The following is a 25423-nucleotide window of genomic DNA, read 5'->3' on the forward strand; positions in this document are numbered from 1 at the left end:
GTTCTCCAGCCATGAGCGACAACCCGTTCGACCCGTCGGTGTGGCAGCCGGTTGCCGGGTTCGATCTGACCGACATCACCTATCACCGCCACGTCGTCGACGGCACCCCGCAGCCGACCGTGCGGGTGGCGTTCGACCGGCCCGAGGTGCGCAACGCCTTCCGCCCGCACACCGTCGACGAGTTGTACCGCGTACTCGACCACGCCCGGATGTCGTCCGACGTCGGCGTGGTGCTGCTGACCGGCAACGGCCCGTCGGCCAAGGACGGCGGCTGGGCGTTCTGCTCGGGCGGTGACCAGCGCATCCGCGGGCGCACCGGCTACCAGTACGCCTCCGGCGAGACCGCCGACACCATCGACCCCGCCCAGGCCGGGCGGCTGCACATCCTCGAGGTGCAGCGGCTGATCCGCTTCATGCCGAAGGTTGTCATCTGCCTGGTCAACGGCTGGGCCGCCGGCGGCGGGCACAGCCTGCACGTCACCTGCGACCTGACGCTGGCCAGCCGTCAGCACGCCCGGTTCAAGCAGACCGACGCCGACGTCGGCAGCTTCGACGGCGGCTTCGGCAGCGCCTACCTCGCCCGCCAGACCGGTCAGAAGTTCGCCCGCGAGATCTTCTTCCTCGGCCGCGCCTACGACGCCGAGCAGATGCACGCGATGGGCGCGGTGAACGCTGTCGTCGACCACGCCGACCTCGAATCCGAGGCGCTGCAGTGGGCCGCCGAGATCAACGGCAAGTCACCGCAGGCCGTGCGCATGCTGAAGTTCTCGTTCAACCTCATCGACGACGGGCTGGTCGGTCAGCAGGTGTTCGCCGGCGAGGCGACGCGGCTGGCCTACATGACCGACGAGGCCGTCGAGGGCCGCGACGCGTTCCTCGAGAAGCGCGACCCGGACTGGTCGGCGTTCCCCCGCTACTTCTGACCGGCGATTTGTGCACGATTTCGCGCGCTCACCGCTCGAAATCGTGCACAAATCGCTCAGTCTCTAGACTCCCGGAGTGAGCAAGAACCCGCTGCGCCGCCTGTCCGACAGCCTGATGCTGACCAGCATGCGGCCCTCGATGGCCGAGCAGTTCCTGCAGCCGCGCGCCAACGTCGAACTCGCGGGCAAACGCATTCTGCTGACCGGCGCCTCCTCGGGAATCGGCGCGGCCGCCGCGGAGAAGTTCGCCCGCCGGGGCGCCACGGTCGTCGCGGTGGCCCGCCGCCAGGACCTGCTCGACGCGCTCGTCGAACGGATCACGACGGCCGGCGGGAACGCCACGGCCCGCGCCTGCGACCTGTCGGACCTCGACGCGGTCGACGCGCTGGTGGCCGACGTCGAGGCGCAGTTCGGCGGGATCGACATCCTGATCAACAACGCAGGCAAGTCGATTCGCCGCCCGCTGGCCGAATCGCTGGACCGCTGGCACGACGTCGAGCGGACCATGACGCTCAACTACTACTCCCCGCTTCGGCTCATCCGTGGTCTGGCGCCCGCCATGATCGAACGCGGTGACGGCCACATCATCAACGTCGCGACGTGGGGTGTGTTCAGCGAGGCGTCGCCGCTGTTCGCGGTCTACAACGCCTCCAAGGCCGCGCTGTCGGCGGTGAGCCGCGTCATCGAGACCGAATGGGCGGCCAAGGGCGTGCACTCGACGACGCTGTACTACCCGCTGGTGAAGACACCGATGATCGCGCCGACGCGGGCCTACGACGGGGTGCCCGGGCTCAGCGCACAGGAGGCGGCCGACTGGATGGTCGACGCCGCGCGCCACCGGCCGGTGCGTATCGCGCCGCGGATGGCGGTCACCGCGCGGGCCGTCGACTCGCTGGCGCCGACCTGGTTCAACGCGATCGTCAAACGCCAGCAGGTGCAGCCGGGGCGCTGAGCGCCGTGATAGACAGTGGCCATGGAGATCCTGGCCAGTCGAGTGCTGTTCCGGCCGAAGGACTACCAGCGGTCGCTGCGCTTCTATCGCGACGAGCTCATGCTCGCGATCGCCCGTGAGTACGGCGGGGGCACCGTGTTCTACGCGGGTCAGTCGCTGATCGAACTGTCCGGACACGGCGGCACCGACCATGCGAGCGGACCGTTTCCGGGGGCGCTGTGGCTTCAGGTGCGCGACGTTTACGCCGTACAGGACGAGTTCCGCGGACGCGGGCTCGAGATCGCCAGGGACGCCAGACAGGAGCCGTGGGGACTGCACGAGATGCACGTGACCGATCCCGACGGCGTCACGCTGATCTTCGTGCAGGTGCCCGACGACCATCCGCTGCGCCGCGACACCCGCGGCTGACAGCGGTCAGCGCACGGGCGCGGCCAGCGGCCAGCCCACCGACGCCAAGCGCGCCGCGACCTGATGGACCTCTTCGGGATTGGGCTCCTTGGCGATCACCTCGTGCACCGCGGCGCGGATCTCGTCCTCGGTGACGGTGTCGGCGTCGGTCGAGCGCAGGATCGACTGCGCGGCCCTGACCACTTCCTCCTCGGTGAGCGACCGCTTCAGCAGCGCCAGCAGCGGGAAGTAGTCCTTCGGCGGCACACCCTGGGGGTAGCCGTCGCGCAACCACGTCAGCACCTTGTCCATGACGCCGGCGTTCTCTGTCATCACCACGACCTCACTTGGCGAACGGGAACAGGTTGACACCCAAGTGGTGCTCGATCGTCGACCTGGTGATCCACAGCAGCGCCAGCAGGATCACCGCGGCGACGATCGTGAACAGCGCCACGCCGAGGTACTTCAGCGCGGGGTTCGGGGCGTGGGTGGTGCCGTCCTCGTCGACGCCGCCCGACCCGGCGGAGTAGGCCACCAGCCCGTAGGCGAACACCGCGGGCAGACCCGCACCGAGGATCAGACCGATGACCAGCACCCGCAGGATGCTCTCGAGGTGAACCATTCCCAATGTCCTTCGTCGTTTCTCGAAAGGGTCAGACGGCCGCGACGTCTTTGGTCGTTTCCCGGAGTTCGACGGGCACCACGGAATTGGTGGACGCGTCCCAGTCGGCGTTGACGTTGCTGTGGTCGACCTTCTGCTGCTGGGCCCGCCACCACATGGCGAACGAGACGCCGACCAGGATGAGGAAGATCAGGCCGTCGCCCGCGAGTTGGGTGGTCAAGCCGGCCACGGTGTCGGAGAGCCAGAAGGCGAGCGCGCCGACGAGGCCCGCGGCGGGCAGCGTCACCAACCAGGCCACCGCCATGCGGCCGGCGACCGCCCAGCGCACCTGCGCGCCCGGCTTGCCGACCCCGCTGCCGAGGATCGACCCCGTCGCGACGTGCGTGGTGGACAGCGCCATCCCGGCGGCACTGGAGCTGAGGATGATCGCGGCCGAGGACGCCTCGGCGGCCAGGCCCTGCGGGGACTCGATCTCCACCAGACCCTTGCCGAGCGTGCGGATGACGCGCCAGCCCCCGAGGTAGGTGCCCAGGCCGATGGCCAGCGCGCAGCTGGCGATGATCCAGAACGGCAGCCCGTCCTCGGCGACGTTGCCGGTCAGATGACCGGTGGTGATCAGCGCGAGCGCGATGACGCCCATCGTCTTCTGCGCGTCGTTGGTGCCGTGCGACAGCGCGACCAGCGAGGCCGTGGCGATCTGGCCCCAGCGGAAGCCGGCTTCGCGCCGGTTTCGCATGACCTTGCGGGTGATGCGGTAGACCAGCCAGGTGCCGCAGGCGGCGACCAGGCCCGCGATGACCGGGGCGGCGATCGCGGGGATCAGCACCTTCTGGGTGACGCCCGACCAGTTGACGCCGGCCAGGCCGATGGCGGCCAGGCCCGCGCCGATCAACCCGCCGAACAGCGCGTGCGATGAACTCGACGGAATGCCGAACAGCCACGTCAGCAGGTTCCACAGGATGCCGCCGATGAGGCCGGCGAAGATGATGGTCAGCCCGGTCGACGCGTCGATATTGGGCAGCAGCGAACCGGTCTTACTGTCCTGGATCTTGAGCACCGAGGTGGTGACCGTCAGGGCGACCTCGACCGAGAGGAAGGCGCCGACGAGGTTGAGCACCCCGGCCAGCAGCACCGCCGTCTTGGGCTTCAGCGCGCCGGTGGCGATCGACGTGGCCATCGCGTTTCCGGTGTCGTGGAAACCGTTGGTGAAGTCGAAGGCCAGTGCTGTCGCGATGAGCAGCACCAAGATGATCAACTCGGAACTCACGAGGCCTCATTCTGCTGTGCCATGACCCACGTAACCAAAATCAGGCTGCCGCGAATTCCAGCGTGTCCTGGGCTTTTGCCGGGAAATCGGGGGTGTTCACCAACTGTTCATCCGGCATGCAGGCCCCGTTGGCCGGACGACGCCGGCCGGCGTCCGGCGCTAACATCGACTGCCTGCGGGCACACGGTTTCAGCGGGTGCCCGGGAAAGTGACGCAAGTGCCCAATTTCCTAGCCAGGATCGTCGCGTGGATCACGGCCGGCTACCCCGAGGGCGTGCCGGGGCCGGACCGGGTGCCCCTGCTCGCGCTGCTGCGCAGGCGGCTGACCGACGACGAGGTGGCGGCCGTGGCGCACACCTTGATGGACCGCGGCGAATTCGACCACGTCGACATCGCGGTGATGATCACCTCGATCACCGACGACATGCCCACCCCCGCCGACGTCGAGCGGGTGCGCGCCCGCCTCGCCTCCCGCAGCTGGCCGCTGGACGACCGGCGTGACCCCGAGGAGGACGGGTAGCCGTCCTGCGCGCCGTGGCCGTCCCGTCCGGCGCCGCGGCGCTCGAGGTGCTGTCGGTCGTCGAGGACGTGGTCGCCGGCCGCGGTCCGGCGCTGTTGCCCACCCCGGCCGCCGACGCCGACGAGAGCGCCCGGTTGGGTGACGCGTTGCGGGTGGGGGCACCGATCGCCGACGACGTCGCCTTCGTGGTTCCGACCTCGGGCACCACCGGGACGCCGAAGGGCGCGATGCTGACCGCCGCGGCGCTGACCGCCAGCGCGGACGCGACGCACCGGCGGCTGGGTGGCGCCGGGAGGTGGCTGTTGGCGCTGCCCGCCCACCACATCGCCGGACTGCAGGTGCTGGTGCGCAGTGTGGTGGCCGGTGAACGACCCGTCGCGGTGGCGGCCGGATTCGGCCCCGACGAACTGGTGTCCGCCGCGGCGGTCATGGGATCGGGACGGCGTTACGTATCGCTGGTGAGTGTGCAGCTGGACAAGGTGCTGCGCTCGCCGGATGCCACCGCGGCGCTGGCCACGTTCGACGCGGTGCTGATCGGCGGCGGTCCGATACCACCCGGACTTGCCGAAAGAGCCTTGGCAGCAGGGATTTCCGTGGTCCGTACGTACGGGATGAGTGAGACCGCCGGCGGTTGCGTCTACGACGGAGTCCCGTTGGACGGCGTGCGGGTGCGCCTCGACCGATCGCGGGTCCTGCTCGGCGGGCCGACGCTGGCGAAGGGCTACCGCAACCCCGTGCAGCCGGATCCGTTCGCCGAGCCCGGCTGGTTCCGCACCGACGACGTCGGCGCATTGGACGGTGGCGTGCTGCGCGTGCTCGGCCGTGCCGACGATGCGATCAGCACCGGCGGGCTGACGGTCATGCCGCCGCTCGTCGAGGCGGTGCTGTCGCGCCACCCGGCGATCGCCGACTGTGCGGTGTTCGGAGTGGCCGACGAACGGCTGGGGCAGCGGGTGGTGGCCGCGATCGTCGTCGCGCCCGGCGCCTCGGCGCCGACGGTGGCGGAGCTGCGGGCGCATGTCGCGGAAGAACTCGACGCCACCGCGGCCCCGCGGGAGGTGCATGTGGTGGACGAGGTGCCGCGGCGAGGGATCGGCAAGGTGGACCGCCGCGCGCTGAGCGCGCGATTCGGCTAGAGCGGCATGATGGCGGTATGCGCCGTGAAGTGATGACCGTCGACGAGCTCCGCGCGATCGTCGGCCACCCGAACAGCTACGTCGCGAACAAGGTCAGCCCGAGGCTGTCGGCGGCGCAGCAGGACTGGCTGCGCGCGGCGTCGCTGGGCTTCGTGGCGACCACCGACGCCCAGGGCCGGGTCGACGTGTCCCCGAAGGGGGATCCGCCCGGGTTCGTCCACGTCATCGACGACCGGACGATCGCGATCCCGGAACGGCCGGGCAACAAACGCGTCGACGGCTACCTCAACGTGCTGGAGCGGCCACGCGTCGGCACGGTGTTCGTGATTCCCGGCCGCGGCGACACCCTGCGCATCAACGGCAGCGCCCGCGTGCTGGCCGACGCCGACTACTTCGACGCCATGATCGTCGACGGCAAACGTCCGATCCTCGCCCTGGAGATCGATGTCGAGGAGGCGTTCTTCCACTGCGCAAAGGCTTTTCTGCGCGCCAAGGCGTGGAAGCCCGAATCGTGGAACCCGACCGCGGTGCCGAGCCTGGCCCAGCTCGCCAAGGCGTTCAAACCGGATCTGACCGACGCCGAGCTCGAGGAGTACTACTCCGAGCAGAACATGCGCAAGCAGCTGTACTGATCGGGAGTCAGCCGCCGATCTCGAGGATCGCGAGCAACCCGAGCACCACGGTGGCCACCGCGAGCACCCCGTGTCCGAGCACCACCGCAACCGGGAACGACCGCTCAGGTGCATCCTGGGGCGCCGACGACTGCCCGCCGACCGGCTGAGGCTGGGCTCGATGCACCGGCAGCCAGCGCAGCACCATCACGACACCGAGTGCGGCCACCGGGATCAGCAGGGCCAGCGCCACCCAGCCGATCGGATGGTTGTCGGAGAAGACGTACACGATCCAGAGCACCAGACCCAGCGCCGCAAGCGCGAAGTGGCCGAACACCACGGCGGGCGGCAGATGGGTTCTGGTGCGGTCGCGATGGCCGCCGCCGCCCACCCATTTGGCGAGCATGAAGGCGCCGCCACCCGCGGTCAGGATCCACGCGATCAGTGACGCGATACCCATGGTCTTCCTCCCTCTGCTTGTCGCTCCGTTCTCTCGAATCCGGTTGCCTGCGTCGATTCGTCGGCGACGCGCACGCCGAACCGGTAGGACAGCATTCCGCCCAGATAGCCCGAGACGGCGAGCGCCGCGAAGCTGACCGCCGACAGTGCCAGCGGTCCGATCCCGACCGCGCCCTGCTCGGGTTCCTCGGCGTACCGCCAGGCGAAGCCGGCGGTGTAGAGCGCGGTGACGGTGAGGTTCAGGGTCATGTGCACCAGGCCGATGCGTCGGGCCCGGGTACCCGAGGGAATCGCGATCAGATCGAGGAAGCCCACCGTCGCAGCCGCCACAGCACCGAGCACGCCGATCGCGATGAGCCACACGGAACCCCGGGTGAGGAAGGCCGGTTCGTCGACGAGGTGCGAGGCGACGTCGAAGACCAGGCTGGCCGCCCACGCGCCGATCGGAACCGTCACCAGGATCGGATGGAACGGGTGCCCGTAGGGTCCTGCCAGCATCGCGCTGACCGGGTGCTTGGCCTGTTCGAGTGGTGTTGTCACGACCACCTCCACACCGCTGTGGTTTAGGCAATCGATTTTTCTCTTATTCCACCCGGGCCGTCAAGAGCACGTTTCGCCCAGCTTCGTTGGCGATATCGTGATGGCGTGGAGCACGACAGCCGAATTCCCCACGCGGGCTCGATCCGCGCCATCGCGGCGCTGGGCGAGGACATTCGCCGACGGCTGTACGACTTCGCTCGCAACGAGCGGCGCCCGGTGAGCCGCGACGAAGCGGCATCGGCGGTGGGCATCTCCCGCAAGTTGGCCGCGTTCCACCTGGACAAGCTCGTCGACGTCGGCCTGCTGCACTTCCGCTTCCTGGAGCCCGCGCAGGCCCGTGTCGGCAGGCCGCCGAAGGTGTACGCACCGGCCGACACCTCGTTCACGGTGAGCATTCCGGCGCGCCGGCCAGAGCTCCTCGCCGACATCCTGGCGCGCGCGGTGCTCGCCGACGACGAGCCGGCATCGGTGCGCGCGACCGCGGTGGAGGTGGCCCGCCGACGCGGCGTGGCCGCGATGACCCCGCCCCCACGTCCGCGGGGCAGACGCATCGGCGCGGATCGCGCGCTGCGCCTGACCGAGGAGATGCTCGTCGAATACGGGTTCGAGCCCTACCGCGACCAGCCCCGGTGTATCCGGCTGCGCAACTGCCCCTTTCACCCGCTCGCCCGCGATATGCCCGAGCTGGTGTGCCAGCTCAACCACGCCTTCCTGACGGGTGCGCTCGACGCGCTGGGCAGCGATGCCGTCGAGGCCGTCCTGTCACCCACCGCCGGGGAGTGCTGTGTCGAATTGCGGCCGACACGCTAGTGCCGAGGCACTACTCTGCGGCGATGACCGTCTATGCCGTCGCCCAGTTGAGATTCACCGACCGCACGGCCTATGACCGCTACCAGGCGGCCTTCATGGAGGTGTTCGCGAGGTATTCCGGCACCCTGCTGGCGGCCGACGAAGCACCGCAGACCGTGGAAGGCGAGTGGACCGGCGACAAAGTGGTGCTCATGTCGTTCCCCGACGAGGCGGAGTTTCGACGGTGGGCCAATTCGCCCGAGTACCAGCGGATCTCGGAGGACCGACGGGCGGGTGCGGACACCGTCGTGCTGCTCGTCCACGGCTTGGGCGCCGCGCGCCGCTGATCACCCCCGGCTACCCCGCACGTCAGCCCTCGGCGGCCGTCCAGTCGTACGGCAGGAACTTGCCGTCGAGGGTGACCACCACACGGTCGCCCGCCGCATGCGGTTTGCGCTGTATGTCGATGCTGAAGTTGATCGCGCTCATGATGCCGTCGCCGAACTCCTCGTGGATGAATTCCTTGATGGCGCCGCCGTACACCTGGAGCACCTCGTAGAAGCGGTAGATGGTCGGGTCGGTCGGCACCGCGGTGGGCAGCCCGCCGCGCATCGGGACCGCGGCGAGCACCGGAATCGCGGATTCGTCGAGACCGAGCATGTCGACGACGACTGCGCCGCAGTCCACCGGCACCGGATGCTGTCCGAGCAGCGCGGCGATGGTCCACATGACCGGTTTGTCGATGGCGTCGGCGAGCTGGTGCCACGTCAGCCCTTTCGCCAAACGGGCGGCGACGATGTCGGCGGTGATCTGCTCCCGCGTCACGCGCGCGCCTCCAGCGGGAGCGTGAACTGCTCGGGTTCGACGGGCCGGTTCCACTCCGTGCCGGTGCGGGCGTGCGTCGCGTACAGCGTCAACCCGACGAAGGCCAGCCCTCCGACGAGATTGCCGAGCACCGTGGGGATCTCGTTCCAGACCAGGTAGTCCATCACCGAGAAGTCACCGCCGAGCATCAGACCGGACGGGAACAGGAACATGTTGACCACCGAGTGTTCGAAACCCATGTAGAAGAACAGCATGATCGGCATCCACATCCCGATCACCTTGCCCGACACCGACGTCGACATCATCGCCGCCACCACACCGGTGGACACCATCCAGTTGCAGAGCACACCGCGGATGAACAGCGTCAGCATGCCGGCGGCGCCGTGCTCGGCGTACCCGACCGTGCGGCTGTGGCCGATCTCGCCGAGCTTGAGGCCGACCTCGCTGGGATCGACCGAGAATCCGTAGGTGAAGATCACCGCCATCATCAGCGCGACGGTGAGCGCGCCGGCGAAGTTGCCGACGAACACCAGCCCCCAGTTGCGCAGCATCGACCGCACCGTCACGCCACGGCGCTTGTCGAGCAGCGCGAGCGGCACCAGCGTGAAAACCCCGGTGAGCAAGTCGAATCCGAGCAGGTACAGCAGGCAGAACCCGACGGGAAACAGCAGAGCGCCGACGAGCGCGTTTCCGGTCTGCACGGTGACGGTCACCGCGAAGGCCGCGGCGAGCGCGAGGATCGCCCCGGCCATGTAGGCGCGGATCACCGTGTCGCGGGTGGACATGAACGCCTTGGTCTCCCCGGCGTCGATCATCTTCGTGACGAACTGTGCTGGATTCACATAGGACATGGGTCGTCGCTCCTTTTCGAATGGCGAGGGGCAGCGGCGGACGACGGCACTGGACATCCAGCTTGACGACCGCATGTGTCCGGCACGTAACGCGGCTTTGTCAACGCGTCACGGTTTCTTCACCGACCCTGGTGACCGGCTGTGAACTGCCGAACCGGTGATCACACGAGCGCCGCCGCGCGGCCCCTAGGCTGGTCCGGGTGCGGGCCTATCGCAAAGAGACGATCGCCGCCGCGAGCGGACTGGCGCTCCTGGTGGCGGCGTTCGTCGTACCCCACCTCGACCTCGGCATCGTCACACCTCTGATCAACGCGAGCCCCGAGCGCATCCGCGACTTCGCCGACACCGCGCCGATCTTCGGCTGGTGGGACACCCACATCGGATGGGGCACCGTACCGGCGGTCGTGCTGGGTTTTGCGGCGGTCATCTGGGGTCAGGCCCTGGCGCTCCGGTTGAACTGGCGGGCACTGCTCCTCGGGGCGTGGGCGACGTCGGCGGCGTGGGCGTTCTCGCTGGCGATGGTCGACGGATGGCAGCGCGGCTTCGCGGGGCGGCTGACCGCGCGCCACGAATACCTGCGCCAGGTGCCGACCGTCACCGACATCCCCGAGGCGGTCCGCACCTTCGCCGACCGGATCCTCGACTACCAGCCGGACTCCTGGATCACCCACGTGTCCGGCCACCCGCCGGGCGCCCTGCTGACCTTCGTCTGGCTGGACCGCATCGGCCTCGGCGGCGGGACCTGGGCGGGGCTGCTGTGCCTGCTCGCTGGATCCAGCGTGGCGGCGGCCATCCTGGTCGCGGTGCGCACCCTGGCCGACGAGCGCACCGCCCGGCTCGCGGCACCGTTCGTGGCGGTGGCGCCGACCGCGATCTGGGTGGCGGTGTCGGCCGACGGTTACTTCGCGGGCGTCGCCGCCTGGGGGATCGCGCTGCTGGCGCTCGCGGTGCGGCGGCGCGGGCGGGTGCCCGAACTGTCCGCCGTCGCGGCGGGTCTGCTGCTGGGCTGGGCGATCTTCCTCAACTACGGCCTGGCGCTGATGGCGCTGCCTGCGATCGCAGTGCTGCTCTGCGCCGCCGACTGGCGCTCGGCGCTGCGGGCGCTACTGCCCGCGGTCGGCGCCGCGGTCGTCGTCGCGGTGGTGTTCGTGGCCGCGGGCTTCTGGTGGTTCGACGGCTATCACCTGGTGCAGGAACGCTACTGGCAGGGCATCGCCAACGACCGGCCGTTCCAGTACTGGGGCTGGGCCAATTTCGCGTCCGTGGTGTGCGCGATCGGGCTCGGCAGCGTCGCCGGGCTGGGCCGGGTGTTCGACATCGCAGCGATCCGCGCCCGCGCCGGACTGCACATGCTGATGCTCGGCGCGCTGGCGTCGATCGTCGTCGCCGATCTGAGCAGGCTGAGCAAGGCGGAGACGGAACGGATCTGGCTGCCGTTCACGATGTGGCTGGTCGCCGCCGGCGCACTGCTGCCCGAACGCGCGCAGCGGTGGTGGCTCGCGCTCAACGTCACAGGCGCGCTGTTGATCAGCCACCTGATCCTGACCAACTGGTGACCGCCGGTTTACCCGGCCACCGCCCGGGTAGGCCCTCGGTACCTGCTGCGCCGACGAAAGGCCGTGCCGTGACCTCCTCGGAACGACCCGCTCCGCGCGGACGTCTGCGCACCGCGGCGCTCGGGGTCGGCGTGGTGTTCCTCCTCGTCGGCCTCCTCGGGTTCATCCCCGGGGTCACGTCGAACTACGACCAGCTCACGTTCGCCGGACACCACTCCGAGGCGGCGCTGCTGGGTGTGTTCAACGTGTCGGTGCTGCACAACATCGTGCACCTGCTGTTCGGCGTCGCCGGTATCGCGCTGGCGCGCACCGACAGGACCGCCCGCGCCTACCTGCTCGGCGGTGGGGCGGTGTACGCGGTGCTGTTCGTGTACGGGCTCGTCATCGATCACCACAGCGCCGCGAACTTCGTGCCGGTCAACGACGCCGACAACTGGCTACACCTGGCGCTCGCGGTGGCGATGATCGCGCTGGGGCTGCTGCTCGGACGTCACCGCAGGCCCGGGGACTCGGCCGTCAACGCCGAGCACCCCTCGCCCGGTGGGTCGCCCGGGTTGATCAACTGACTCCCTGACAATGCGGTGACGGCACGCTGAAAGACCGTGCCGTCCGGCCGCGCGGATCGCACAATGCAGTGATGGGTCCCGAGCGTCCGCTCCGGTGGCGAAGCCCGCTTCGTGGGTTGTGGCTCACCTCCGTCCTGGGCGCCGTGCTGCTGGTGACGCTGCCGATCGTCACGGTGACCGGTCTGCTGTCCTACATCGCCTACGGCCCGCAGTTCGGTCAGGCCATCCCGGCCGACGTCGGGTGGCTCAAACTGCCGACGTTCGACTGGCCCACCGACCCGGCGTGGCTGTACCGGCTGACCCAGGGCGTGCACGTCGGGCTGGGTCTGATCCTGATCCCCGTGGTGCTGGCCAAGCTCTGGTCGGTGATCCCGAAACTGTTCGTGTGGCCGCCCGCGACGTCGCCGGCCCAACTGCTGGAACGCGTTTCGCTGCTGATGCTCGTCGGCGGCATTCTGTTCGAGATCGTCACCGGCGTGCTGAACATCCAGTACGACTACATCTTCGGTTTCAGCTTCTACACCGCCCACTACTTCGGGGCGTGGGTGTTCATTGCCGGCTTCCTGGTCCACATCACGCTCAAGATCCCGCGGATGCGCGTCGGCCTGCGGTCGATGTCGATGCGCGCGGTGTTGCGCACCGACCGCGCAGGCACCCGGCCCGAACACCCCGACGCCGACGGGTTGACGCCTGCGGGTCCGGCCGCCCCGACGGTCAGCCGCCGCGGCGCGCTGGCGCTCGTCGGCGGCGGTGCGCTGCTGATGGCCGTCCTCACCGCGGGGCAGACCCTCGGCGGGGTCACCCGGCAGGCGGCGCTGCTGCTCCCCCGCGGCCGCTCCTACGGCGACGGCCCCAACGACTTCCAGATCAACCGCACCGCCCGCGCCGCGGGCGTCACCACCGCGGCGACGGGTGCGGCGTGGCGGTTGACGCTGCGCGGCGGCCCAGAACCCGTCGTCCTCGACCGGGCCGCGCTGGCCGCACTGCCCCAGCACACCGCCCGGTTGCCGATCGCGTGCGTCGAGGGATGGTCGAGCACCCAGACGTGGACCGGAGTGCGCCTGCGCGACCTCGCGGCGCTGGCGGGCGTATCCGCACCGGCGTCGGCGCTGGTGTCGTCGGTCGAGCGGCGCGGGGCCTTCAGCCGGGCGAGACTGCAGGCCAACCAGATCGGTCACGGCGACGCGCTGCTGGCGTTGCGCGTCAACGGTGCGGAACTCTCACTCGACCACGGATTCCCGGCCCGGGTGATCGTGCCCGCGCTGCCCGGTGTGCACAACACCAAGTGGGTGGCCGCCATCGACTTCGAGGCCGGCTGACGTGACGACGTTCCGCAGGGTGTACGGATCGCATCCGCTGCATCTGCTGACGATGATCGCGGGTTTCGCGCTGTGCGGCTACGTCATCACCACGCTCGGCCCTGCGGCGCTGTGGAATCCGCGGACGTGGTGGCAGTCGATCGTGGTGTGGTTCGCCGCGGCCGTCGTCGTCCACGACCTGGTGCTCTACCCGCTCTACACGCTCGCCGACCGGATCCTCGGCCTCTCCCGGCGCATCCCGGTGCGCGTGCCGCTGCTGAACCACCTTCGCGTGCCTGCGCTCGCCACCGCGCTCACGTTCGTGGTGTTCGCCCCCGGCATCCTCCGGCAGGGTGCGCCCACCTACACCGCGGCCACCGGCCTGACGCAGGAACCGTTCCTCGGCCGATGGCTGCTGCTGGTCGCCGCGATGTTCGCGACCAGCGCCGCGGTGTACGCGGTCCGGCTCGCGAGGGCACGGCGGTCCGCTACGGCGCCGCCAAGGTAGCGAGCACCCGCCGCCCGACCGGGTGCAGACCCGTCATCACCAGCCCGGCCTCCTCCGCCAGGGCCGCCGCGCAATCCGCGCCCACCGACGCCCAGCTGAACCACGGGCCCACCGTGCTGGACGATTCGAGGCGCACCATGTTCGCCTGCACCCCTTGGGTTTCGGCATCGAACTCGGCCACGCAGCGGCCGCCGGACCGCAGCAGCTCCGCGGCGCGGCGCAATACGCGGCGCGGGTCCCCTCCGAGGCCGATGTTGCCGTCGGCCAGCAACGCGGTCTGCCAGCGCCCGAGACCGGGCAGCACCCCGAACACATCGCGGCGCAGCGCAGGCGCCCCGTTGCGCCGCGCCAGTTCGACCGCGGTCGCGGACTGGTCGACACCCAGTGCGGGAATCCCGCGGCGGACGAGGTCGGCGACCAAACGCCCTGGGCCACAGCCCAAATCGATGGTCGGACCCTCACAGAGCAGCACGATGGCCCGGTCGAAGATCCGGTCGGCGTGCCGCCCGCCGAGCCAGCTGCGCACCGGAAGGGTCCGCACCTCGCCGTCACCGTTGCGGATCCAGCACCGCTCTCCGTCGAGCGCGCGGTCGTAGAGGTTGCCCAGCATCGGTCACAGACCCGCGGCCGCGGTGGCGAACGCGAACCGGCCACCCGGTGGACAGTCCCTGCGGACCGACTCGACGTCCGCGGCGGTGTCCACATCGGCGAGCTCGTCGACCATCACCACGTCGATCCCCCTGTCCTGTAGCGCTTTCCGGGTCCGTGCACCGGTGTCGGAGCGCGACGTCGGAATGTTCCGCAGGCAGTCGGCCATGGTGGCCGTCCGCACCCCGAGCAGCCACCAGCCGCCGTCGCTGGCCGGGCCCAACACCGCGTCGGCGCCCAGCAGTGTCTGCGCACAGCGCGCCAGCAGGTCGGCGGTCACCTGCGGGGTGTCCATGCCGATCTGGATGATCGGCTGATCCCCCACCGCGGCGGCCGCGTCGGCGTGCGCGTTGGCCAGCCGTTCGCCGAACGTGTCGCCGCGCTGGTCGACGACGGTGAATTCGTCGAGTTTGGCGCGCAGCACGTCGGCGCTGTGCACCTGGTCGAGGTCACCGGTCAGCGCGACGACGCGGCCACTGACCGGGGTGGCGAGGACCGCGTCGAGGGTGTCGAGCAGCGCGGCCGCGGCGATCACCGCGGCCATCTCCGGTCCCGTCGTCGCCGCCAACCGCGTCTTGGCCTCACCGGGCACCGGCGCCTTGGCGACCACGAGCGCCGTCACCGGCAACTGCGTCACTCGATCACCCGCCAGAAATCCAGCGCGGCCACCGCGCTGCCGCGCACCGAGCCGCTGACCTTCGACTTCCCGCCGGTGCGGGGGCCGTAGGTGACGTCGCGCTCCACGACGCGCCAGCCCGCGGCGGCCGCGCGCACCAGCAATTCGAGTGGATACCCGGATCGGCGGTCCCGAACCCCGAGTGCCAGCAGATCGTCGCGGCGGACCACCCGCATCGGTGCGATGTCATGGACCGGCAGACCGTGCCGCTGCCGCAGCCGCCAGCACACCGCGGCGGTCCCGAGGCGGGCATGCCACGGCCAGCGCAGCCCGGGCACCGCGCGGCGCCGGCCGATCGCCAGCTGCGCGCCCCGGTCGAGTTCGGCCACCAGGGCGGGCAATTCGCGCGGATCGAGCGATCCGTCGGCGTCGAGGACGGCGACCACCTCGGTGCCCGCCGCCACCACCCCGGCATGTACGGCCGCGCCATAACCGGGCTGCGCCTCGAACACGACCTCGGCACCGTGCCTGCGGGCCACCTCCGCGGTGCCGTCGGTGCTGTTGTTGTCCACCACCAGGGGCCGGTAGCCGGCGGGAACTGCGGCAAGCACCGCCGGCAGGGACACCGCTTCGTCCAGGCACGGCAGTACCACCGTCACGGGACACTCGGGCATGACACGAGGCTAACCACGGCCGCTAGGAGCCACCTGGGACAACCGTGACGAATCCATGACATCGGCGCTGGTAGCGGGCGCCTGCGGCTAACCTCGAGGGGTGACACGGGTGCTGATCGCCGACGACGACACCGTCGTTCGCGATGTCGTGCGCCGATATCTGGAGCGCGACGGCCTCGAAGTCGCGATCGCGCGCAACGGCACCGAGGCTCTGCGACTGCTCGGAACCGAGCGAATCGACGTCGCGGTGCTCGATGTCATGATGCCCGGACCCGACGGGCTGACCCTGTGCCGCACCCTGCGCCAGCGCGGCGACCACACGGTCCCCGTCATCCTGCTCACCGCCCTCGGTGAGGAGGACGACCGCATCGCCGGCCTCGAAGCCGGCGCAGACGACTACCTGACCAAGCCGTTCAGCCCCCGCGAGCTCGCGCTGCGCGTGCGTTCGGTGCTGCGCCGCAGCCCGGCACCGGTCGGCGTGATGCCGGTGGACCTGCAGGTCGGTGACCTCATCGTGTCCACGGCCGCCCGGTCGGTCACCGTCGACGGTCAGCCCGTCAGCCTCACCAACCGCGAATTCGATCTGTTGCTGTTCTTCATCACCCACGCCGACACGGTGTTCAGTCGCGAGGAGTTGCTCAAACAGGTGTGGCGCTGGGATTTCGGCGATCTGTCCACCGTGACCGTGCATGTCAAGCGGTTGCGCTCGAAGCTGGGCGATCAGCACCGGGTGCAGACCGTGTGGGGTCGCGGCTACATGTGGAGCGACGCCGCCGGTGCTCGTGAAGGCCAGAGCACCGGTGCCGACGACTGACCTCTGGGAGATCGGCGCGTGGGCGCTGGCCTGTTCGATACCGGTGGTGCTGGCCGGTGCGCTGATCATCCGGCTGGCCCGGACGTGGTCGCTGGCGGTCAGCATGGTCGTGCTGGTGCTGATCCCGGTGCTCGCCACGTTCACCGGCGTCCTGGGCGCCAGCGGCTTCATGATCACCCAGACCTTCGAACCGATCGCCGTCGTGCTCGTGGTCGTCGCCGTGGTGACGATCCCCGGTGCGGTGATGCTCGGCCGCTACCAGGCTCGCCGCACGGTGTGGGAGCAGGAGATCCGCGACTCCGAGCGGTCGGCCGAGATGTCGCGGCGGCAGCTCGTCGCGTTCGTCAGCCACGATCTGCGCACGCCGCTGGCCGGGATCCGCGCGGTGGCCGAGGCCATCGCCGACGGGCTGGTCAGCGGTGACGAGGAGGTGCGCGCCCACGCCAAGCACATCGAGCAGGAGTCGATCCGCCTGTCGGAGATGGTCGACGACCTCTTCGAGATGAGCAAGATCAACGCCGGTGCCGTCCAGCCGGCCTTCGACCGGGTCGCGCTCGACGAGGTGGTCGACGACGTGCTGGCCGCCCACCGGATCGCCGCCGAACGCGCCGGTGTGCAGCTGCGCGCCGAACTGCCCGACAAACCCGTGCGGGTGCTGGGCAGCGACCGCGCGCTGGTGCGGGTGCTGTCCAACCTGGTGGCCAACGCGATCGCCCACACCCCCGAGGGCGGCCGCGTGCAGCTCGCGCTGGGCTCCGACGAGGACGTCGCGTGGGCCCGCGTCGACGACACCGGAGTCGGCATCGACGAGGCGGACCTGCCGCGGGTCTTCGACGTCGCCTACCGCGGCTCCAACGACCGTGTGCCGCGCGACGATTCGTCACTGCCCAGCGGTTCCGGGCTGGGGCTCGCGATCGCCGCGGGCCTGGTGCAGGCACACCGCGGCACACTGTCGGCGCACAACCTCGACACCGGCGCCCGCTTCGAAGTACGGCTGCCGCTGGCTGTCGACTGACCCACGCGTCAGTCCGGCAGCGAGTTGCTCAATCGCTCCGCGGCCGACAGGTAGTCCTCGATGAACTCGCGGACCACCTCGCGCGCCGGTTTCACCTTGTTCATCAGCCCCACCCCCTGCCCGACGAAGTACGTCGACAACTGCTGCGCGCCGGGGTGGCCCTGGGCGGCGAGGACGTCGATGCGGCGCAGCAACGGTTCGGCGAGCATGTTCTGTAGCGGCAACGGCAGCGGCGACCGGTCCCCGCGCGGCGCCCACGCCTGCGTCCAGTCCGACACCAACTGCCGCGCCGGCTTACCGGTGCGCCCCGCCGAGCGCACGGTGTCGCGCGACGTCGCGGCCAGCATCTTCTGCACGGTGTGCGGCGCGGTCTCGGCCTCTTCGGTGGTCAGCCACACCGAACCGGTCCAGGCACCGTCGGCACCCATCGCCACCGTGGCGGCCATCTGCCTGCCGGTCACGATGCCCCCGGCGGCCAGCACCGGCACCTTGGCGCCGGTGGACTCGACGGCCTCGATCACCTCGGGGATGAGCACAAGTGTCGTCACCTCACCGCAGTGGCCACCGGCCTCGGTGCCCTGGGCGACGATCAGGTCGACACCGGCGGCGACCTGTTTGACGGCGTGCTCCCGCGCGCCGACGAGCGCGGCGACCGGCACCCCGCGCTCGCGGCCCGCCTCGATCATGTAGTCCGGCGGGACGCCGAGCGCGTTGGCGATCAGCTTGATCGGGTGGCTCATCGCGACCTCGAGCAGTTCGCGACCGGTGTCCCCCGACAGCGACGATCCGCCGAGCCGCGGGGTGTCGTCGAGTTCGATGTCGTGGTCGGCGAGCAGCTTCGTGACGAACTCGCGGTACTCGGCGGGGATGCGGTCGACGAGCTGGCCGCGCGAGAGGTTCTCACCCTTGCCCTCGAACTTGGCGGGCACGATGATGTCGGCGCCGTACGGTTTCCCGCCGACGTGCTCGTCGATCCAGCTGAGCTCCCGGTCCAGCTGTTCGGGGGTGTAGGCGGTCGCCCCGAGCACCCCGAAGCCACCGGCATTCGTCACCGCGGCGACGACGTCGCGGCAGTGGCTGAAAGCGAAGAGCGGGAAGTCGATGCCGAACTGTTCACAGATCGCGGTTTTCACCCCGCCAGTATCGCCCCGCCTCAGGTGCCCGGGAGCGAGGTGTGCCCGAGGAATCCTTCGATCGCGTCGAGCATCTGCCGGCCGTCGAGCAGCGCCCGGTCGTTGTGCCCGGCGCCCGGCACGAGCACGAACTCCTTCGGTTCGGCCGCGGCGTCGAACAGCCGCCGGCTCAGCCCGGTCGGCACGATGTCGTCACGATCGCCCGCGATCACCAGCACCGGAGCGTCCACGTCGGCGATCCGGTCGATCGACGGATAGCGGTCGATCAGCAAGTGGCGCACCGGCAACCACCGGAAGTGCACGGCGCCCACGTCGGCCAGTGAGGTGAACGGTGACCGCAGGATCAACGCGGCCGGGGGATGCACGACGGCGAGACCGACGGCGACCGCGCCGCCCAGCGATTCGCCGAAGTACACCAGACGGCCCGGGTCGACCTCCCGTTGCGCGGCCAGCCAGTCGCGGGCCGCGCGGGCGTCGGTGGCCAAACCTTCCTCGGTGGGCCGGCCCGGGTTCCCGCCGTAGCCGCGGTAGTCGAACAGCAGGACCGACAGCCCCATCCGGCGCAGCGCCAGCGCGAGCGCCGCGCGCATCGACCGGTCACCACCGTTGCCGTTGAACACCACGACGGCCGGGCCCCGCTGCGCGGCCGGGAAGAACCAGGCGCCGAGGTCGACACCGTCGGCGGTGCGGATCACGACATCACGGGCGCCGGACCACACGGCCGCCGCCGACGGGACGGGACCCGGCGCCGGGAAGTAGATCAACCGGCGCTGCTGGGTCCACAGCAGCGCCAACGCCCCGGTCGCCACGAGGACGACGATAACCACGATGCGTGTCCAGCGGCGCACGTCACGCCCGCAACGGCGCGAAGGCGAACTCGCGCAGTCCGTCCCGCGGATCCACCGCCGCACGGAAGCCCAGCCGTTCGGCGGCCCGGTGCGGTGCCGCGACGATGTGGCGCACGTCGCCACTGCGGTACTGACCGGTGACCACGGGCGGAGCGGCGCCGCGGATCTCGCACAACTCGGTGGCCACCTCGATGATCGAGATCGGCCGACCCGAGCAGACGTTGAAGGCCTCGAACCCCGGCAGGGATGACTCGACCGCGGCCAGGTTGGCGGCCGCGACGTCGTCGACGTGGACGAAGTCGCGCATCTGCCCGCCGTCCTCGAAAACCCTCGGCACGTCGCCGTTCTCGAGTTCGGAGCGGAAGATCGCCGCGACCCCGCTGTACGGGGTGTCGCGGGGCATGTGGGGGCCGTAGACGTTGTGGTACCGCAGCGCCACCACCGAGCCGCCCGTCGCCTCGGCCCACGCCAGCGCGTAGTGCTCCTGCGCGACTTTGCTTGCCGCGTACAGGCTTCGGGGCCGTAGCGGCTCGTCCTCGCCGACCAGGCGCCACTGCAGCTGCGCGCCACACGCCGGGCAGCGGTGCTCGAACACGCCGGCGTCGAGGTCGGCGCGGGTGCGTGGCAGCGGATCGACGGGGCCGTGATCGGGGCAGTCGAAGCGGCCCTGGCCGTACACCACCATCGACGACGCCAGCACCAGCTTGTCGATGCCCGCGGCGAACATCTCGGCGAGCAGCACGGTGGTGCCGTAATCGTTGTGGCTGCCGTACGACGGGGCGTCGGCCGCGTTGACCCCCGCGCCGACGACGGCGGCCTGATGACAGACGATGTCCACGCCGTCGAGCAGCGGGGCCAGCGCGGCCGCGTCGCGGACGTCGACGAGGTTCGTGTCCGCCGGCGCCTGCGCCCCCCGACCGTGGGCGGCGGGCAGCATCACGTCGACGGCGACGACGTCGTGATCCGCCGCTTCCAGTGCCGCGCGCACCCGGGATCCGATGAACCCGGCCGCGCCGGTCAGCAACACCCTCATGGCAACTCGATCGGCAGTGTCACTCCCTCGTGGGGCAGGCAGTGCGTGCACGCCCGCTCCACGTCCACCTGGTCGATCGCCTCGTGGACCAGTTTCTTGAACGGCACGAGGTTGCGCTGGAACTCCGCGAAGACGTCGACCGTCGTCACCCCCTGCCCGGTCTCGATACCGGCATCCAGGTCGGTCACCAGAGCGATTGCGGCGTAACACATCTCGAGCTCCCGGGCGAGCACCGCCTCCGGGTAGCCGGTCATGTTGACCAGCGTGAAGCCCTGGCTCGCGAACCACTTGCTCTCCGCGCGGGTGGAGAACCGCGGCCCCTGGATCACCACCATCGTGCCACCGTCCACGACACCCGGCAGGCCGGTGGCCGCCGCGCGCAGCGACGGGCAGTACGGATCGGCGAAACCGACGTGGATGCCGCCGGAGTCGAAATAGGTGTCGTCGCGGCCGCGGGTGCGGTCCACGAGTTGATCGGGGACCACCATCGAGCCCGGGCCGAGTTCGGGCACGAGGCTGCCGACCGCGCACGGGCCGAAGATCCGGCGCACCCCGAGCGCGCGCAGCGCCCACATGTTCGCGCGGTACGGCACCGTGTGCGGGGAGTACTGGTGGTCGACGCCGTGCCGGGGCAGGAACGCCACCTCGTGCTCGCCGACGGTGCCGACCGTGATCGGTGCGCTCGGAAGGCCGTAAGGCGTGTCGAGGTTGACGCTGCGCGCGTCGGGACCGAAGAACGAATAGAAGCCGCTACCACCGATCACACCGAGCATCGGTCCATTGTGGTCCATCCCCGCTGGTGCCGGGGTGATGGAGGGGCCGCGGGGGCCGGGCGTGCGACGATTGCGCCCGTGGCAAGTTTCGCCGAATGGCTGGAGGGCGCCCGCCCCCGCACGCTGCCCAACGCCGTCTCACCGGTGATCGCCGGCACCGGGGCGGCGGCCTGGCTGGACGGGGCGGTGTGGTGGAAGGCGCTGCTGGCGTTCGTCGTCGCCGTCGCGCTGATCATCGGGGTGAACTACGCCAACGACTACTCCGACGGCATCCGAGGCACCGACGACGTACGCGCCGGGCCGCTGCGGTTGGTGGGGTCGAAGCTGGCCTCACCGCGCGCGGTGCTGACCGCGGCGGTGGTGAGCCTGACCGTCGGCGCGGTCGCCGGCCTGGCGCTCGCGCTGGCCAGTGCGCCGTGGCTGATCGCCGTCGGCGCCGTCTGCATCGCGGGCGCGTGGCTCTACACCGGCGGCTCGAAGCCCTACGGATATATCGGGCTGGGCGAGGTCGCGGTGTTCGTGTTCTTCGGTCTGGTGGCGGTCCTCGGCACGCAGTACACCCAGGCCATGCGCGTCGACTGGGTCGGGCTCGCGCTGGCCATCGCGATGGGCGCGCTGTCCTCGGCGGTGCTGGTCGCCAACAACCTGCGCGACATCCCCACCGACCGCGAATCCGGCAAGATCACGCTGGCCGTGCGGCTCGGTGACGCCCGCACCCGGCTGCTCTACCAGGCGCTGCTGCTGACCGCGTTCGTGCTCACGCTGGTGCTGGCGCTCGCGACGCCGTGGTGCGCGGTCGGTCTGGTCGCCCTCCCGCTGGCCGTGCGGGCCGCGCGGCCCGTGCGGGGCGGCCTCGGCGGCAAAGACCTCATCCCCGTGCTGCGCGACACCGGGCTCACGATGCTCGTGTGGGCGGTGGCCGTCGCGCTCGCGCTCGCCTTCGGTTAGGGCGTCAGGCCGTTCAGCCCGTCGACGTGCCCGTCCAGTACTCGACGAACCGGCCGTCGGCCACGCGCAGGATGTCGTTGCCGGTGAACCGCATCGGCCCCTGCTCGCTGGTGCCGCTGCCGACCCAGCGCCCGGCCACCAGATCGCCGTCGACCAGCGGTCCGACCTCGATCTCGAACGTCAGGTCCGACAGCATCGCATGGGTCTCGTCGATGATCGCCTGCAACTGCGCGGGCCCGTGCACCTCCCGGCCGGGCCAGTGCCCGACGAAGTCCTCGGCCACCAGCTCGGCGGCGACGGGCTCTCCGGCCCACAGGCGATTGATCCACTGTTCGTAGAGATCCTTGTGAGTCATGATCAAACACCTACCCACCTGCGCCGCCGGATAAGCTGCGCGTCATGAGTGCGCTGCGGGTTGTGGTGGCGGACGACGACGTGCTCCTGCGCGAAGGCGTCGCCAGCCTGCTCGACCGGTCGGGGTTCGAGGTCGTCGGCCAGGCCGGCGACGCCACCGAACTGCTCGACCTCGTGCGAGCTCAGCAACCGCAGGTCGTCATCGTCGACATCAGGATGCCGCCCACCCACAGCACCGAGGGCCTCGACGCCGCGCGGGTGATCCGTTCGGAGTTCCCCGACACCGGCATCCTGGTGCTCTCCGCGCACGTCGAGGTCGAGCACGCGACCGAACTGCTCGCGACCGGCCGCGCCATCGGCTACCTGCTCAAGACCCGCGTCACCGACGTCGCCGACTTCGTCGACACGCTCGAGCGCATCGCCAGGGGCGCCTCGATCGTGGACCCCGCGCTGGTGCAGGAGCTGGTCTCCGCGCGCCGCCGCGACGATCCGCTGGCCGTGCTCAGCGCGCGCGAGCGGGAGGTGCTGATGCAGATGGCCGAGGGCCGGTCCAATGCCGGTATCGCGCGGCGGCTGTGGGTCACCGAGGGCACCGTCGAAAAGCACGTGCGCAGCATCCTGACCAAGCTCAACCTGCCGGAGACCGGCGACGATCACCGGCGGGTGCGCGCGGTGATCACCTACCTCGAGGCTCGCTGACCGGACCCCTGTCCGCACCGAGCAGATTGCGGATCGCCGTGGCCGACAGCGAGATCTTGGAGACGAACCCGATCGCCGGGCTGACGGCGAGCATCTCGGCGAGATCCTGTTCGGCGTAGGTGGATACGAGAATGACCGCCGGGGCGGTCGGCAGGCCCGACCGGTCGAGTTGTTCGGCGAGGTCGAATCCGTTCTCCCCGCCGAGGTCCACGTCGACCAGTGCGACGTCGGGTTCGAGTTCGCGCGAGTAGCGCAGCGCATCGGCGATGTTGGCCGCGACGGCGACGACGTCGATCCCGGCGCGGGTGAGCATCGCACGGGCCGCGTCACGGAATTCCGCGCTGTCGTCGACGATCAGACAGCGCACGGCGCGGCGCCCCACCGGTTCACGTGACCACCCTTCCAGACCGACGGCCCCGGTTCATTCCCGCTAACCGGAACTTCTCGACCAGACATACCCGCCGGAGGAGTCCGTCACGCGAGAGCGGTCAGCAGGCGGTCCAGATCGTCGGCGGTGTTGTAGAGGTGGAACCCGACGCGGACCGCCCCGGCCCGCACCGACGCGCGGATACCGGCCTGCCGCAGGCGTTCGGCGGTGTCCTCCCCGCGCGCCGACGGCAGCGACACGATCGCCGACGGGTTCGGCGGCAGGTCCAGTTCGGCGCGCAGCGTGTCGGCCAGCCCCACCGTGTGCGCCTCGACGGCCGCCAGGTCCAGGCCCGCCAACCACGGCAGCGTCAACCCCGCGCCCAGTGCGCCGAACCAGGCCGGTGAGGTGTCGAAGCGCCGCGCGTCGGCGGCCAGTCGCGGGGGCAGCCCGTAGATCGACTCCCACGGCCGGTCTCCGGCGTACCAGTTCGCGGCGTGGGGTGTCACCGATCCGCCGATCCGTGCACTCAGCGACAGGAACGCGGTACCGCGCGGCGCCAGCAGCCACTTGTAGACCGACGCCACCGTGACATCGGCCCAGCCGAGGTCGAGCAGCTTCCAGCCGGCCGCCTGCGTCACGTCGACGATCGTGGTCGTATCGGTGCCGGCGACACTCGCGCGCAGCGTCTCCACGTCGAGCAGCGCACCGGTCGCCGACTGCACCAGGCTGACCGTCACGAAGTCGTAATCACCGGCGGTCGCGACGAGTTCGGCCGCGCACAGCTCGGTGAGCGACACCCCGCGGGCGGCCTGCGCGGCGAACGGGAAGGTGGTGCTGGTGAATTCACCCGCCAGCGTGGCGCCCCGGCTGCCGTCGGGGATCGCGGCGGCCACCAGGCCCAGCGCCGCCGACGCGCTGCCCGCCATCGCCACCGAGTCGACCGGCACGCCCACGAGCGCGGCGTAACCCGCCCTGGCATCACGCACGGGCTGGTCGAAGGACTTCGCGTCGAGGGTGCCGGCCTGCCACGCGGCCAGGCAGTCGTGCAGTGCGCCGATCAGGAAACCGGGTGGCAGCCCGTACGTCGGCGAATTGAGAAAGCCTGCGGCGCCGGGGAATTCAGCGCCAAACGCCTGCCGCGACGTCATGCCTCGGCGTCACCGGGCGGCTGTTCGCCGCGCAGCCGGGCCTGCAGCTGCTCACGGTCCCTACGGCGCTGCTCGTCGAAGGCGGCGATACTCGCGGTCGCCCGCCTGCGCAGCGGCGCGAACAGCCAGATGCCCAGTGGCAGCGAGATCACCAGCGCGAACAAGATCGCGATGACCAACGGAAACTCCTGCAGTCCCAGCAGCCGCCCGACTCCGTAGATCACCGCCGCGAGGGCCGCCACCAGTAACAGACGGGCCCCGACGTAGACGAGCACATCGGCGACGAGACGGGATCCTTGCCGACCTTTTGACACGCACCTGAGCCTACCGACGGCGCGTATATTCGATGGCAGGAGGTTTGAGTGGCGTATTTGCTCCTGATAATCGTTCTGGCCGGTCTGTTCTACGTCGGTTGGCGGCTCATTCGGGTCAGCGCGACCCGGCCGCAGCCGCGTGTGATCGGACCGGACGACGACCCGGATTTTCTCCGGCGTCTCGGCCAGGACGACAACAACCCGCGGCAATAGTCCCGCGGGTCCG

General features: G+C 70.3%; 35 protein-coding genes. 17 read left to right on the top strand and 18 right to left on the bottom strand.

Annotated features, from left to right (window positions below):
* The first annotated feature begins 11 nt into the window (after positions 1-11).
* From G6N30_RS17060 to G6N30_RS17070, 3 genes are all read left to right on the top strand, one after another.
* Positions 12-923: a 1,4-dihydroxy-2-naphthoyl-CoA synthase gene (locus G6N30_RS17060; protein ID WP_134054779.1), complete on the top strand. Its 912-nt coding sequence runs from the start codon at positions 12-14 to the stop codon at positions 921-923.
* A 76-nt stretch (positions 924-999) separates the two neighbouring features.
* On the top strand, positions 1000-1875 hold the full coding sequence (locus G6N30_RS17065; protein WP_134054781.1) for an SDR family oxidoreductase: 876 nt from the start codon (positions 1000-1002) through the stop codon (positions 1873-1875).
* A gap of 21 nt (positions 1876-1896) precedes the next feature.
* Positions 1897-2283 (top strand): VOC family protein, encoded by a 387-nt coding sequence (locus G6N30_RS17070; RefSeq protein WP_134054783.1) that lies wholly within the window; start codon positions 1897-1899, stop codon positions 2281-2283.
* Between the two features lie 6 nt (positions 2284-2289).
* On the opposite strand, the gene G6N30_RS17075 is transcribed toward G6N30_RS17070, so the two are convergent.
* From G6N30_RS17075 to G6N30_RS17085, 3 genes are read right to left on the bottom strand one after another with little or no spacing between them, the layout of a single operon-like run.
* Positions 2290-2595 carry a DUF3349 domain-containing protein gene (locus G6N30_RS17075; protein WP_134054785.1) on the bottom strand — a complete coding sequence of 102 codons (306 nt, stop codon included), beginning with the start codon at positions 2593-2595 and terminating at the stop codon, positions 2290-2292.
* 10 nt (positions 2596-2605) lie between these two features.
* Positions 2606-2884, bottom strand: a complete 279-nt coding sequence (locus tag G6N30_RS17080) for a hypothetical protein (RefSeq protein ID WP_134054787.1) — start codon at positions 2882-2884, stop codon at positions 2606-2608.
* Between the two features lie 31 nt (positions 2885-2915).
* The gene (locus G6N30_RS17085) at positions 2916-4151 is read right to left on the bottom strand and encodes an inorganic phosphate transporter (RefSeq protein WP_134054789.1); all 1236 of its coding nucleotides are present in this window, start codon (positions 4149-4151) and stop codon (positions 2916-2918) included.
* A gap of 217 nt (positions 4152-4368) precedes the next feature.
* Here G6N30_RS17085 and G6N30_RS17090 point away from each other — a divergent pair, with 217 nt between their 5' ends.
* Genes G6N30_RS17090 through G6N30_RS17100 form a run of 3 tightly spaced genes read left to right on the top strand, consistent with a single transcriptional unit; the run spans position 4369 to position 6439 of the window.
* Entirely contained in the window at positions 4369-4671 is a 303-nt protein-coding gene (locus G6N30_RS17090; protein WP_134054791.1) for a DUF3349 domain-containing protein, read from the top strand.
* A gap of 14 nt (positions 4672-4685) precedes the next feature.
* On the top strand, positions 4686-5807 hold the full coding sequence (gene menE / locus G6N30_RS17095; protein ID WP_134054793.1) for an o-succinylbenzoate--CoA ligase: 1122 nt from the start codon (positions 4686-4688) through the stop codon (positions 5805-5807).
* A 17-nt stretch (positions 5808-5824) separates the two neighbouring features.
* On the top strand, positions 5825-6439 hold the full coding sequence (locus G6N30_RS17100; RefSeq protein WP_134054795.1) for a pyridoxamine 5'-phosphate oxidase family protein: 615 nt from the start codon (positions 5825-5827) through the stop codon (positions 6437-6439).
* A 7-nt stretch (positions 6440-6446) separates the two neighbouring features.
* Here G6N30_RS17100 and G6N30_RS17105 read toward each other — a convergent pair whose 3' ends face one another.
* Positions 6447-6878: a hypothetical protein gene (locus tag G6N30_RS17105; protein WP_134054797.1), complete on the bottom strand. Its 432-nt coding sequence runs from the start codon at positions 6876-6878 to the stop codon at positions 6447-6449.
* Positions 6860-7417 carry a DUF2231 domain-containing protein gene (locus tag G6N30_RS17110; RefSeq protein WP_234880161.1) on the bottom strand — a complete coding sequence of 186 codons (558 nt, stop codon included), beginning with the start codon at positions 7415-7417 and terminating at the stop codon, positions 6860-6862. Before G6N30_RS17110 ends, G6N30_RS17105 begins: the two co-directional genes overlap by 19 nt.
* A 105-nt stretch (positions 7418-7522) precedes the next feature.
* On the opposite strand from G6N30_RS17110, the gene G6N30_RS17115 reads away from it, so the two are divergent.
* Both G6N30_RS17115 and G6N30_RS17120 read left to right on the top strand, forming a co-directional pair.
* Entirely contained in the window at positions 7523-8227 is a 705-nt protein-coding gene (locus tag G6N30_RS17115; protein ID WP_134054799.1) for a helix-turn-helix transcriptional regulator, read from the top strand.
* A 23-nt stretch (positions 8228-8250) separates the two neighbouring features.
* Positions 8251-8553, top strand: a complete 303-nt coding sequence (locus tag G6N30_RS17120) for a DUF1330 domain-containing protein (RefSeq protein ID WP_134054801.1) — start codon at positions 8251-8253, stop codon at positions 8551-8553.
* A gap of 22 nt (positions 8554-8575) precedes the next feature.
* On the opposite strand, the gene cynS is transcribed toward G6N30_RS17120, so the two are convergent.
* The gene (cynS, locus tag G6N30_RS17125) at positions 8576-9031 is read right to left on the bottom strand and encodes a cyanase (protein ID WP_134054803.1); all 456 of its coding nucleotides are present in this window, start codon (positions 9029-9031) and stop codon (positions 8576-8578) included.
* Positions 9028-9882 (bottom strand): formate/nitrite transporter family protein, encoded by an 855-nt coding sequence (locus G6N30_RS17130; RefSeq protein WP_134054805.1) that lies wholly within the window; start codon positions 9880-9882, stop codon positions 9028-9030. The genes cynS and G6N30_RS17130 overlap by 4 nt, the downstream gene beginning before the upstream one ends.
* Before the next feature lie 200 nt (positions 9883-10082).
* Between G6N30_RS17130 and G6N30_RS17135 the strand changes: the two genes are divergently transcribed.
* The 4 genes from G6N30_RS17135 to G6N30_RS17150 all read left to right on the top strand — a co-directional run bounded on the left by G6N30_RS17135 (position 10083) and on the right by G6N30_RS17150 (position 13810).
* Positions 10083-11438, top strand: coding sequence for a hypothetical protein (locus G6N30_RS17135; protein WP_134054807.1), 1356 nt, complete (start codon positions 10083-10085; stop codon positions 11436-11438).
* 68 nt (positions 11439-11506) lie between these two features.
* Complete coding sequence (locus G6N30_RS17140) at positions 11507-12004, top strand: DUF4383 domain-containing protein (protein WP_134054809.1); 498 nt, start codon at positions 11507-11509, stop codon at positions 12002-12004.
* Between the two features lie 71 nt (positions 12005-12075).
* Positions 12076-13323, top strand: a complete 1248-nt coding sequence (locus G6N30_RS17145; protein ID WP_134054811.1) for a molybdopterin-dependent oxidoreductase — start codon at positions 12076-12078, stop codon at positions 13321-13323.
* Positions 13324-13375: 52 nt separating this feature from the next.
* The gene (locus G6N30_RS17150) at positions 13376-13810 is read left to right on the top strand and encodes a hypothetical protein (RefSeq protein WP_134055371.1); all 435 of its coding nucleotides are present in this window, start codon (positions 13376-13378) and stop codon (positions 13808-13810) included.
* Here G6N30_RS17150 and G6N30_RS17155 read toward each other — a convergent pair.
* The 3 genes from G6N30_RS17155 to G6N30_RS17165 are packed head-to-tail and all read right to left on the bottom strand — an operon-like array spanning position 13791 to position 15748.
* Complete coding sequence (locus G6N30_RS17155; protein WP_134054813.1) at positions 13791-14420, bottom strand: methyltransferase domain-containing protein; 630 nt, start codon at positions 14418-14420, stop codon at positions 13791-13793. The genes G6N30_RS17150 and G6N30_RS17155 overlap by 20 nt on opposite strands.
* A gap of 3 nt (positions 14421-14423) precedes the next feature.
* Positions 14424-15095 carry a TIGR04282 family arsenosugar biosynthesis glycosyltransferase gene (locus tag G6N30_RS17160; RefSeq protein WP_134054815.1) on the bottom strand — a complete coding sequence of 224 codons (672 nt, stop codon included), beginning with the start codon at positions 15093-15095 and terminating at the stop codon, positions 14424-14426.
* On the bottom strand, positions 15092-15748 hold the full coding sequence (locus tag G6N30_RS17165; RefSeq protein WP_134054817.1) for a glycosyltransferase family 2 protein: 657 nt from the start codon (positions 15746-15748) through the stop codon (positions 15092-15094). The genes G6N30_RS17160 and G6N30_RS17165 overlap by 4 nt, the downstream gene beginning before the upstream one ends.
* A gap of 100 nt (positions 15749-15848) precedes the next feature.
* Between G6N30_RS17165 and G6N30_RS17170 the strand changes: the two genes are divergently transcribed.
* Together G6N30_RS17170 and G6N30_RS17175 are read left to right on the top strand one after the other, a co-directional pair.
* Positions 15849-16562 carry a response regulator transcription factor gene (locus tag G6N30_RS17170; protein ID WP_134054820.1) on the top strand — a complete coding sequence of 238 codons (714 nt, stop codon included), beginning with the start codon at positions 15849-15851 and terminating at the stop codon, positions 16560-16562.
* Entirely contained in the window at positions 16549-17577 is a 1029-nt protein-coding gene (locus G6N30_RS17175; protein ID WP_134054822.1) for a sensor histidine kinase, read from the top strand. Before G6N30_RS17170 ends, G6N30_RS17175 begins: the two co-directional genes overlap by 14 nt.
* A gap of 8 nt (positions 17578-17585) precedes the next feature.
* Here G6N30_RS17175 and G6N30_RS17180 read toward each other — a convergent pair whose 3' ends face one another.
* Genes G6N30_RS17180 through G6N30_RS17195 form a run of 4 tightly spaced genes read right to left on the bottom strand, consistent with a single transcriptional unit; the run spans position 17586 to position 21364 of the window.
* Positions 17586-18710, bottom strand: coding sequence for an NAD(P)H-dependent flavin oxidoreductase (locus G6N30_RS17180; RefSeq protein WP_134054824.1), 1125 nt, complete (start codon positions 18708-18710; stop codon positions 17586-17588).
* A 20-nt stretch (positions 18711-18730) separates the two neighbouring features.
* Entirely contained in the window at positions 18731-19558 is an 828-nt protein-coding gene (locus tag G6N30_RS17185; RefSeq protein ID WP_134054826.1) for an alpha/beta hydrolase, read from the bottom strand.
* 1 nt (position 19559) lies between these two features.
* Positions 19560-20591, bottom strand: coding sequence for an NAD-dependent epimerase/dehydratase family protein (locus G6N30_RS17190; protein ID WP_134054828.1), 1032 nt, complete (start codon positions 20589-20591; stop codon positions 19560-19562).
* A complete protein-coding gene (locus G6N30_RS17195) occupies positions 20588-21364 on the bottom strand; it encodes an S-methyl-5'-thioadenosine phosphorylase (RefSeq protein ID WP_134054830.1) in 777 nt (258 codons plus the stop codon). Before G6N30_RS17195 ends, G6N30_RS17190 begins: the two co-directional genes overlap by 4 nt.
* A gap of 78 nt (positions 21365-21442) precedes the next feature.
* Here G6N30_RS17195 and G6N30_RS17200 point away from each other — a divergent pair, with 78 nt between their 5' ends.
* Positions 21443-22312, top strand: coding sequence for a 1,4-dihydroxy-2-naphthoate polyprenyltransferase (locus tag G6N30_RS17200; protein ID WP_134054832.1), 870 nt, complete (start codon positions 21443-21445; stop codon positions 22310-22312).
* 13 nt (positions 22313-22325) lie between these two features.
* Here the strand turns inward: G6N30_RS17200 and G6N30_RS17205 are convergent, their stop codons facing one another.
* Complete coding sequence (locus G6N30_RS17205) at positions 22326-22670, bottom strand: ester cyclase (RefSeq protein WP_134055373.1); 345 nt, start codon at positions 22668-22670, stop codon at positions 22326-22328.
* Positions 22671-22711: 41 nt separating this feature from the next.
* Here G6N30_RS17205 and G6N30_RS17210 point away from each other — a divergent pair, with 41 nt between their 5' ends.
* The gene (locus G6N30_RS17210) at positions 22712-23365 is read left to right on the top strand and encodes a response regulator (protein ID WP_134054834.1); all 654 of its coding nucleotides are present in this window, start codon (positions 22712-22714) and stop codon (positions 23363-23365) included.
* On the opposite strand, the gene G6N30_RS17215 is transcribed toward G6N30_RS17210, so the two are convergent.
* The 3 genes from G6N30_RS17215 to G6N30_RS17225 form a co-directional block, all read right to left on the bottom strand.
* A complete protein-coding gene (locus G6N30_RS17215) occupies positions 23343-23678 on the bottom strand; it encodes a response regulator (protein ID WP_407664755.1) in 336 nt (111 codons plus the stop codon). The genes G6N30_RS17210 and G6N30_RS17215 overlap by 23 nt on opposite strands.
* 161 nt (positions 23679-23839) lie before the next feature.
* Complete coding sequence (locus G6N30_RS17220; protein ID WP_134054836.1) at positions 23840-24883, bottom strand: aminotransferase class V-fold PLP-dependent enzyme; 1044 nt, start codon at positions 24881-24883, stop codon at positions 23840-23842.
* The gene (locus tag G6N30_RS17225; protein WP_134054838.1) at positions 24880-25197 is read right to left on the bottom strand and encodes a DUF4229 domain-containing protein; all 318 of its coding nucleotides are present in this window, start codon (positions 25195-25197) and stop codon (positions 24880-24882) included. The genes G6N30_RS17220 and G6N30_RS17225 overlap by 4 nt, the downstream gene beginning before the upstream one ends.
* 48 nt (positions 25198-25245) lie before the next feature.
* On the opposite strand from G6N30_RS17225, the gene G6N30_RS26940 reads away from it, so the two are divergent.
* The gene (locus G6N30_RS26940) at positions 25246-25410 is read left to right on the top strand and encodes a hypothetical protein (protein WP_166674594.1); all 165 of its coding nucleotides are present in this window, start codon (positions 25246-25248) and stop codon (positions 25408-25410) included.
* The last annotated feature ends 13 nt before the right edge of the window (positions 25411-25423 follow it).

Origin of the sequence: Mycolicibacterium litorale, assembly GCF_010731695.1 — a bacterium.
In the GTDB taxonomy this organism is placed as follows: domain Bacteria; phylum Actinomycetota; class Actinomycetes; order Mycobacteriales; family Mycobacteriaceae; genus Mycobacterium; species Mycobacterium litorale.

Bases quoted from the DNA above. Each gene is read 5' to 3' on its own strand.
- G6N30_RS17060 (WP_134054779.1), top strand. From the start codon at position 12: ATGAGCGACAACCCGTTCGACCCGTCGGTGTGGCAGCCGGTTGCCGGG.
- G6N30_RS17070 (WP_134054783.1), top strand. From the start codon at position 1,897: ATGGAGATCCTGGCCAGTCGAGTGCTGTTCCGGCCGAAGGACTACCAG.
- G6N30_RS17075 (WP_134054785.1), bottom strand. From the start codon at position 2,595: ATGACAGAGAACGCCGGCGTCATGGACAAGGTGCTGACGTGGTTGCGC.
- G6N30_RS17080 (WP_134054787.1), bottom strand. From the start codon at position 2,884: ATGGTTCACCTCGAGAGCATCCTGCGGGTGCTGGTCATCGGTCTGATC.
- G6N30_RS17100 (WP_134054795.1), top strand. From the start codon at position 5,825: ATGCGCCGTGAAGTGATGACCGTCGACGAGCTCCGCGCGATCGTCGGC.
- G6N30_RS17105 (WP_134054797.1), bottom strand. From the start codon at position 6,878: ATGGGTATCGCGTCACTGATCGCGTGGATCCTGACCGCGGGTGGCGGC.
- G6N30_RS17120 (WP_134054801.1), top strand. From the start codon at position 8,251: ATGACCGTCTATGCCGTCGCCCAGTTGAGATTCACCGACCGCACGGCC.
- G6N30_RS17130 (WP_134054805.1), bottom strand. From the start codon at position 9,882: ATGTCCTATGTGAATCCAGCACAGTTCGTCACGAAGATGATCGACGCC.
- G6N30_RS17145 (WP_134054811.1), top strand. From the start codon at position 12,076: ATGGGTCCCGAGCGTCCGCTCCGGTGGCGAAGCCCGCTTCGTGGGTTG.
- G6N30_RS17150 (WP_134055371.1), top strand. From the start codon at position 13,376: ATGATCGCGGGTTTCGCGCTGTGCGGCTACGTCATCACCACGCTCGGC.
- G6N30_RS17155 (WP_134054813.1), bottom strand. From the start codon at position 14,420: ATGCTGGGCAACCTCTACGACCGCGCGCTCGACGGAGAGCGGTGCTGG.
- G6N30_RS17165 (WP_134054817.1), bottom strand. From the start codon at position 15,748: ATGCCCGAGTGTCCCGTGACGGTGGTACTGCCGTGCCTGGACGAAGCG.
- G6N30_RS17190 (WP_134054828.1), bottom strand. From the start codon at position 20,591: ATGAGGGTGTTGCTGACCGGCGCGGCCGGGTTCATCGGATCCCGGGTG.
- G6N30_RS17195 (WP_134054830.1), bottom strand. From the start codon at position 21,364: ATGCTCGGTGTGATCGGTGGTAGCGGCTTCTATTCGTTCTTCGGTCCC.
- G6N30_RS17210 (WP_134054834.1), top strand. From the start codon at position 22,712: ATGAGTGCGCTGCGGGTTGTGGTGGCGGACGACGACGTGCTCCTGCGC.
- G6N30_RS17215 (WP_407664755.1), bottom strand. From the start codon at position 23,678: ATGCTCACCCGCGCCGGGATCGACGTCGTCGCCGTCGCGGCCAACATC.
- G6N30_RS17220 (WP_134054836.1), bottom strand. From the start codon at position 24,883: ATGACGTCGCGGCAGGCGTTTGGCGCTGAATTCCCCGGCGCCGCAGGC.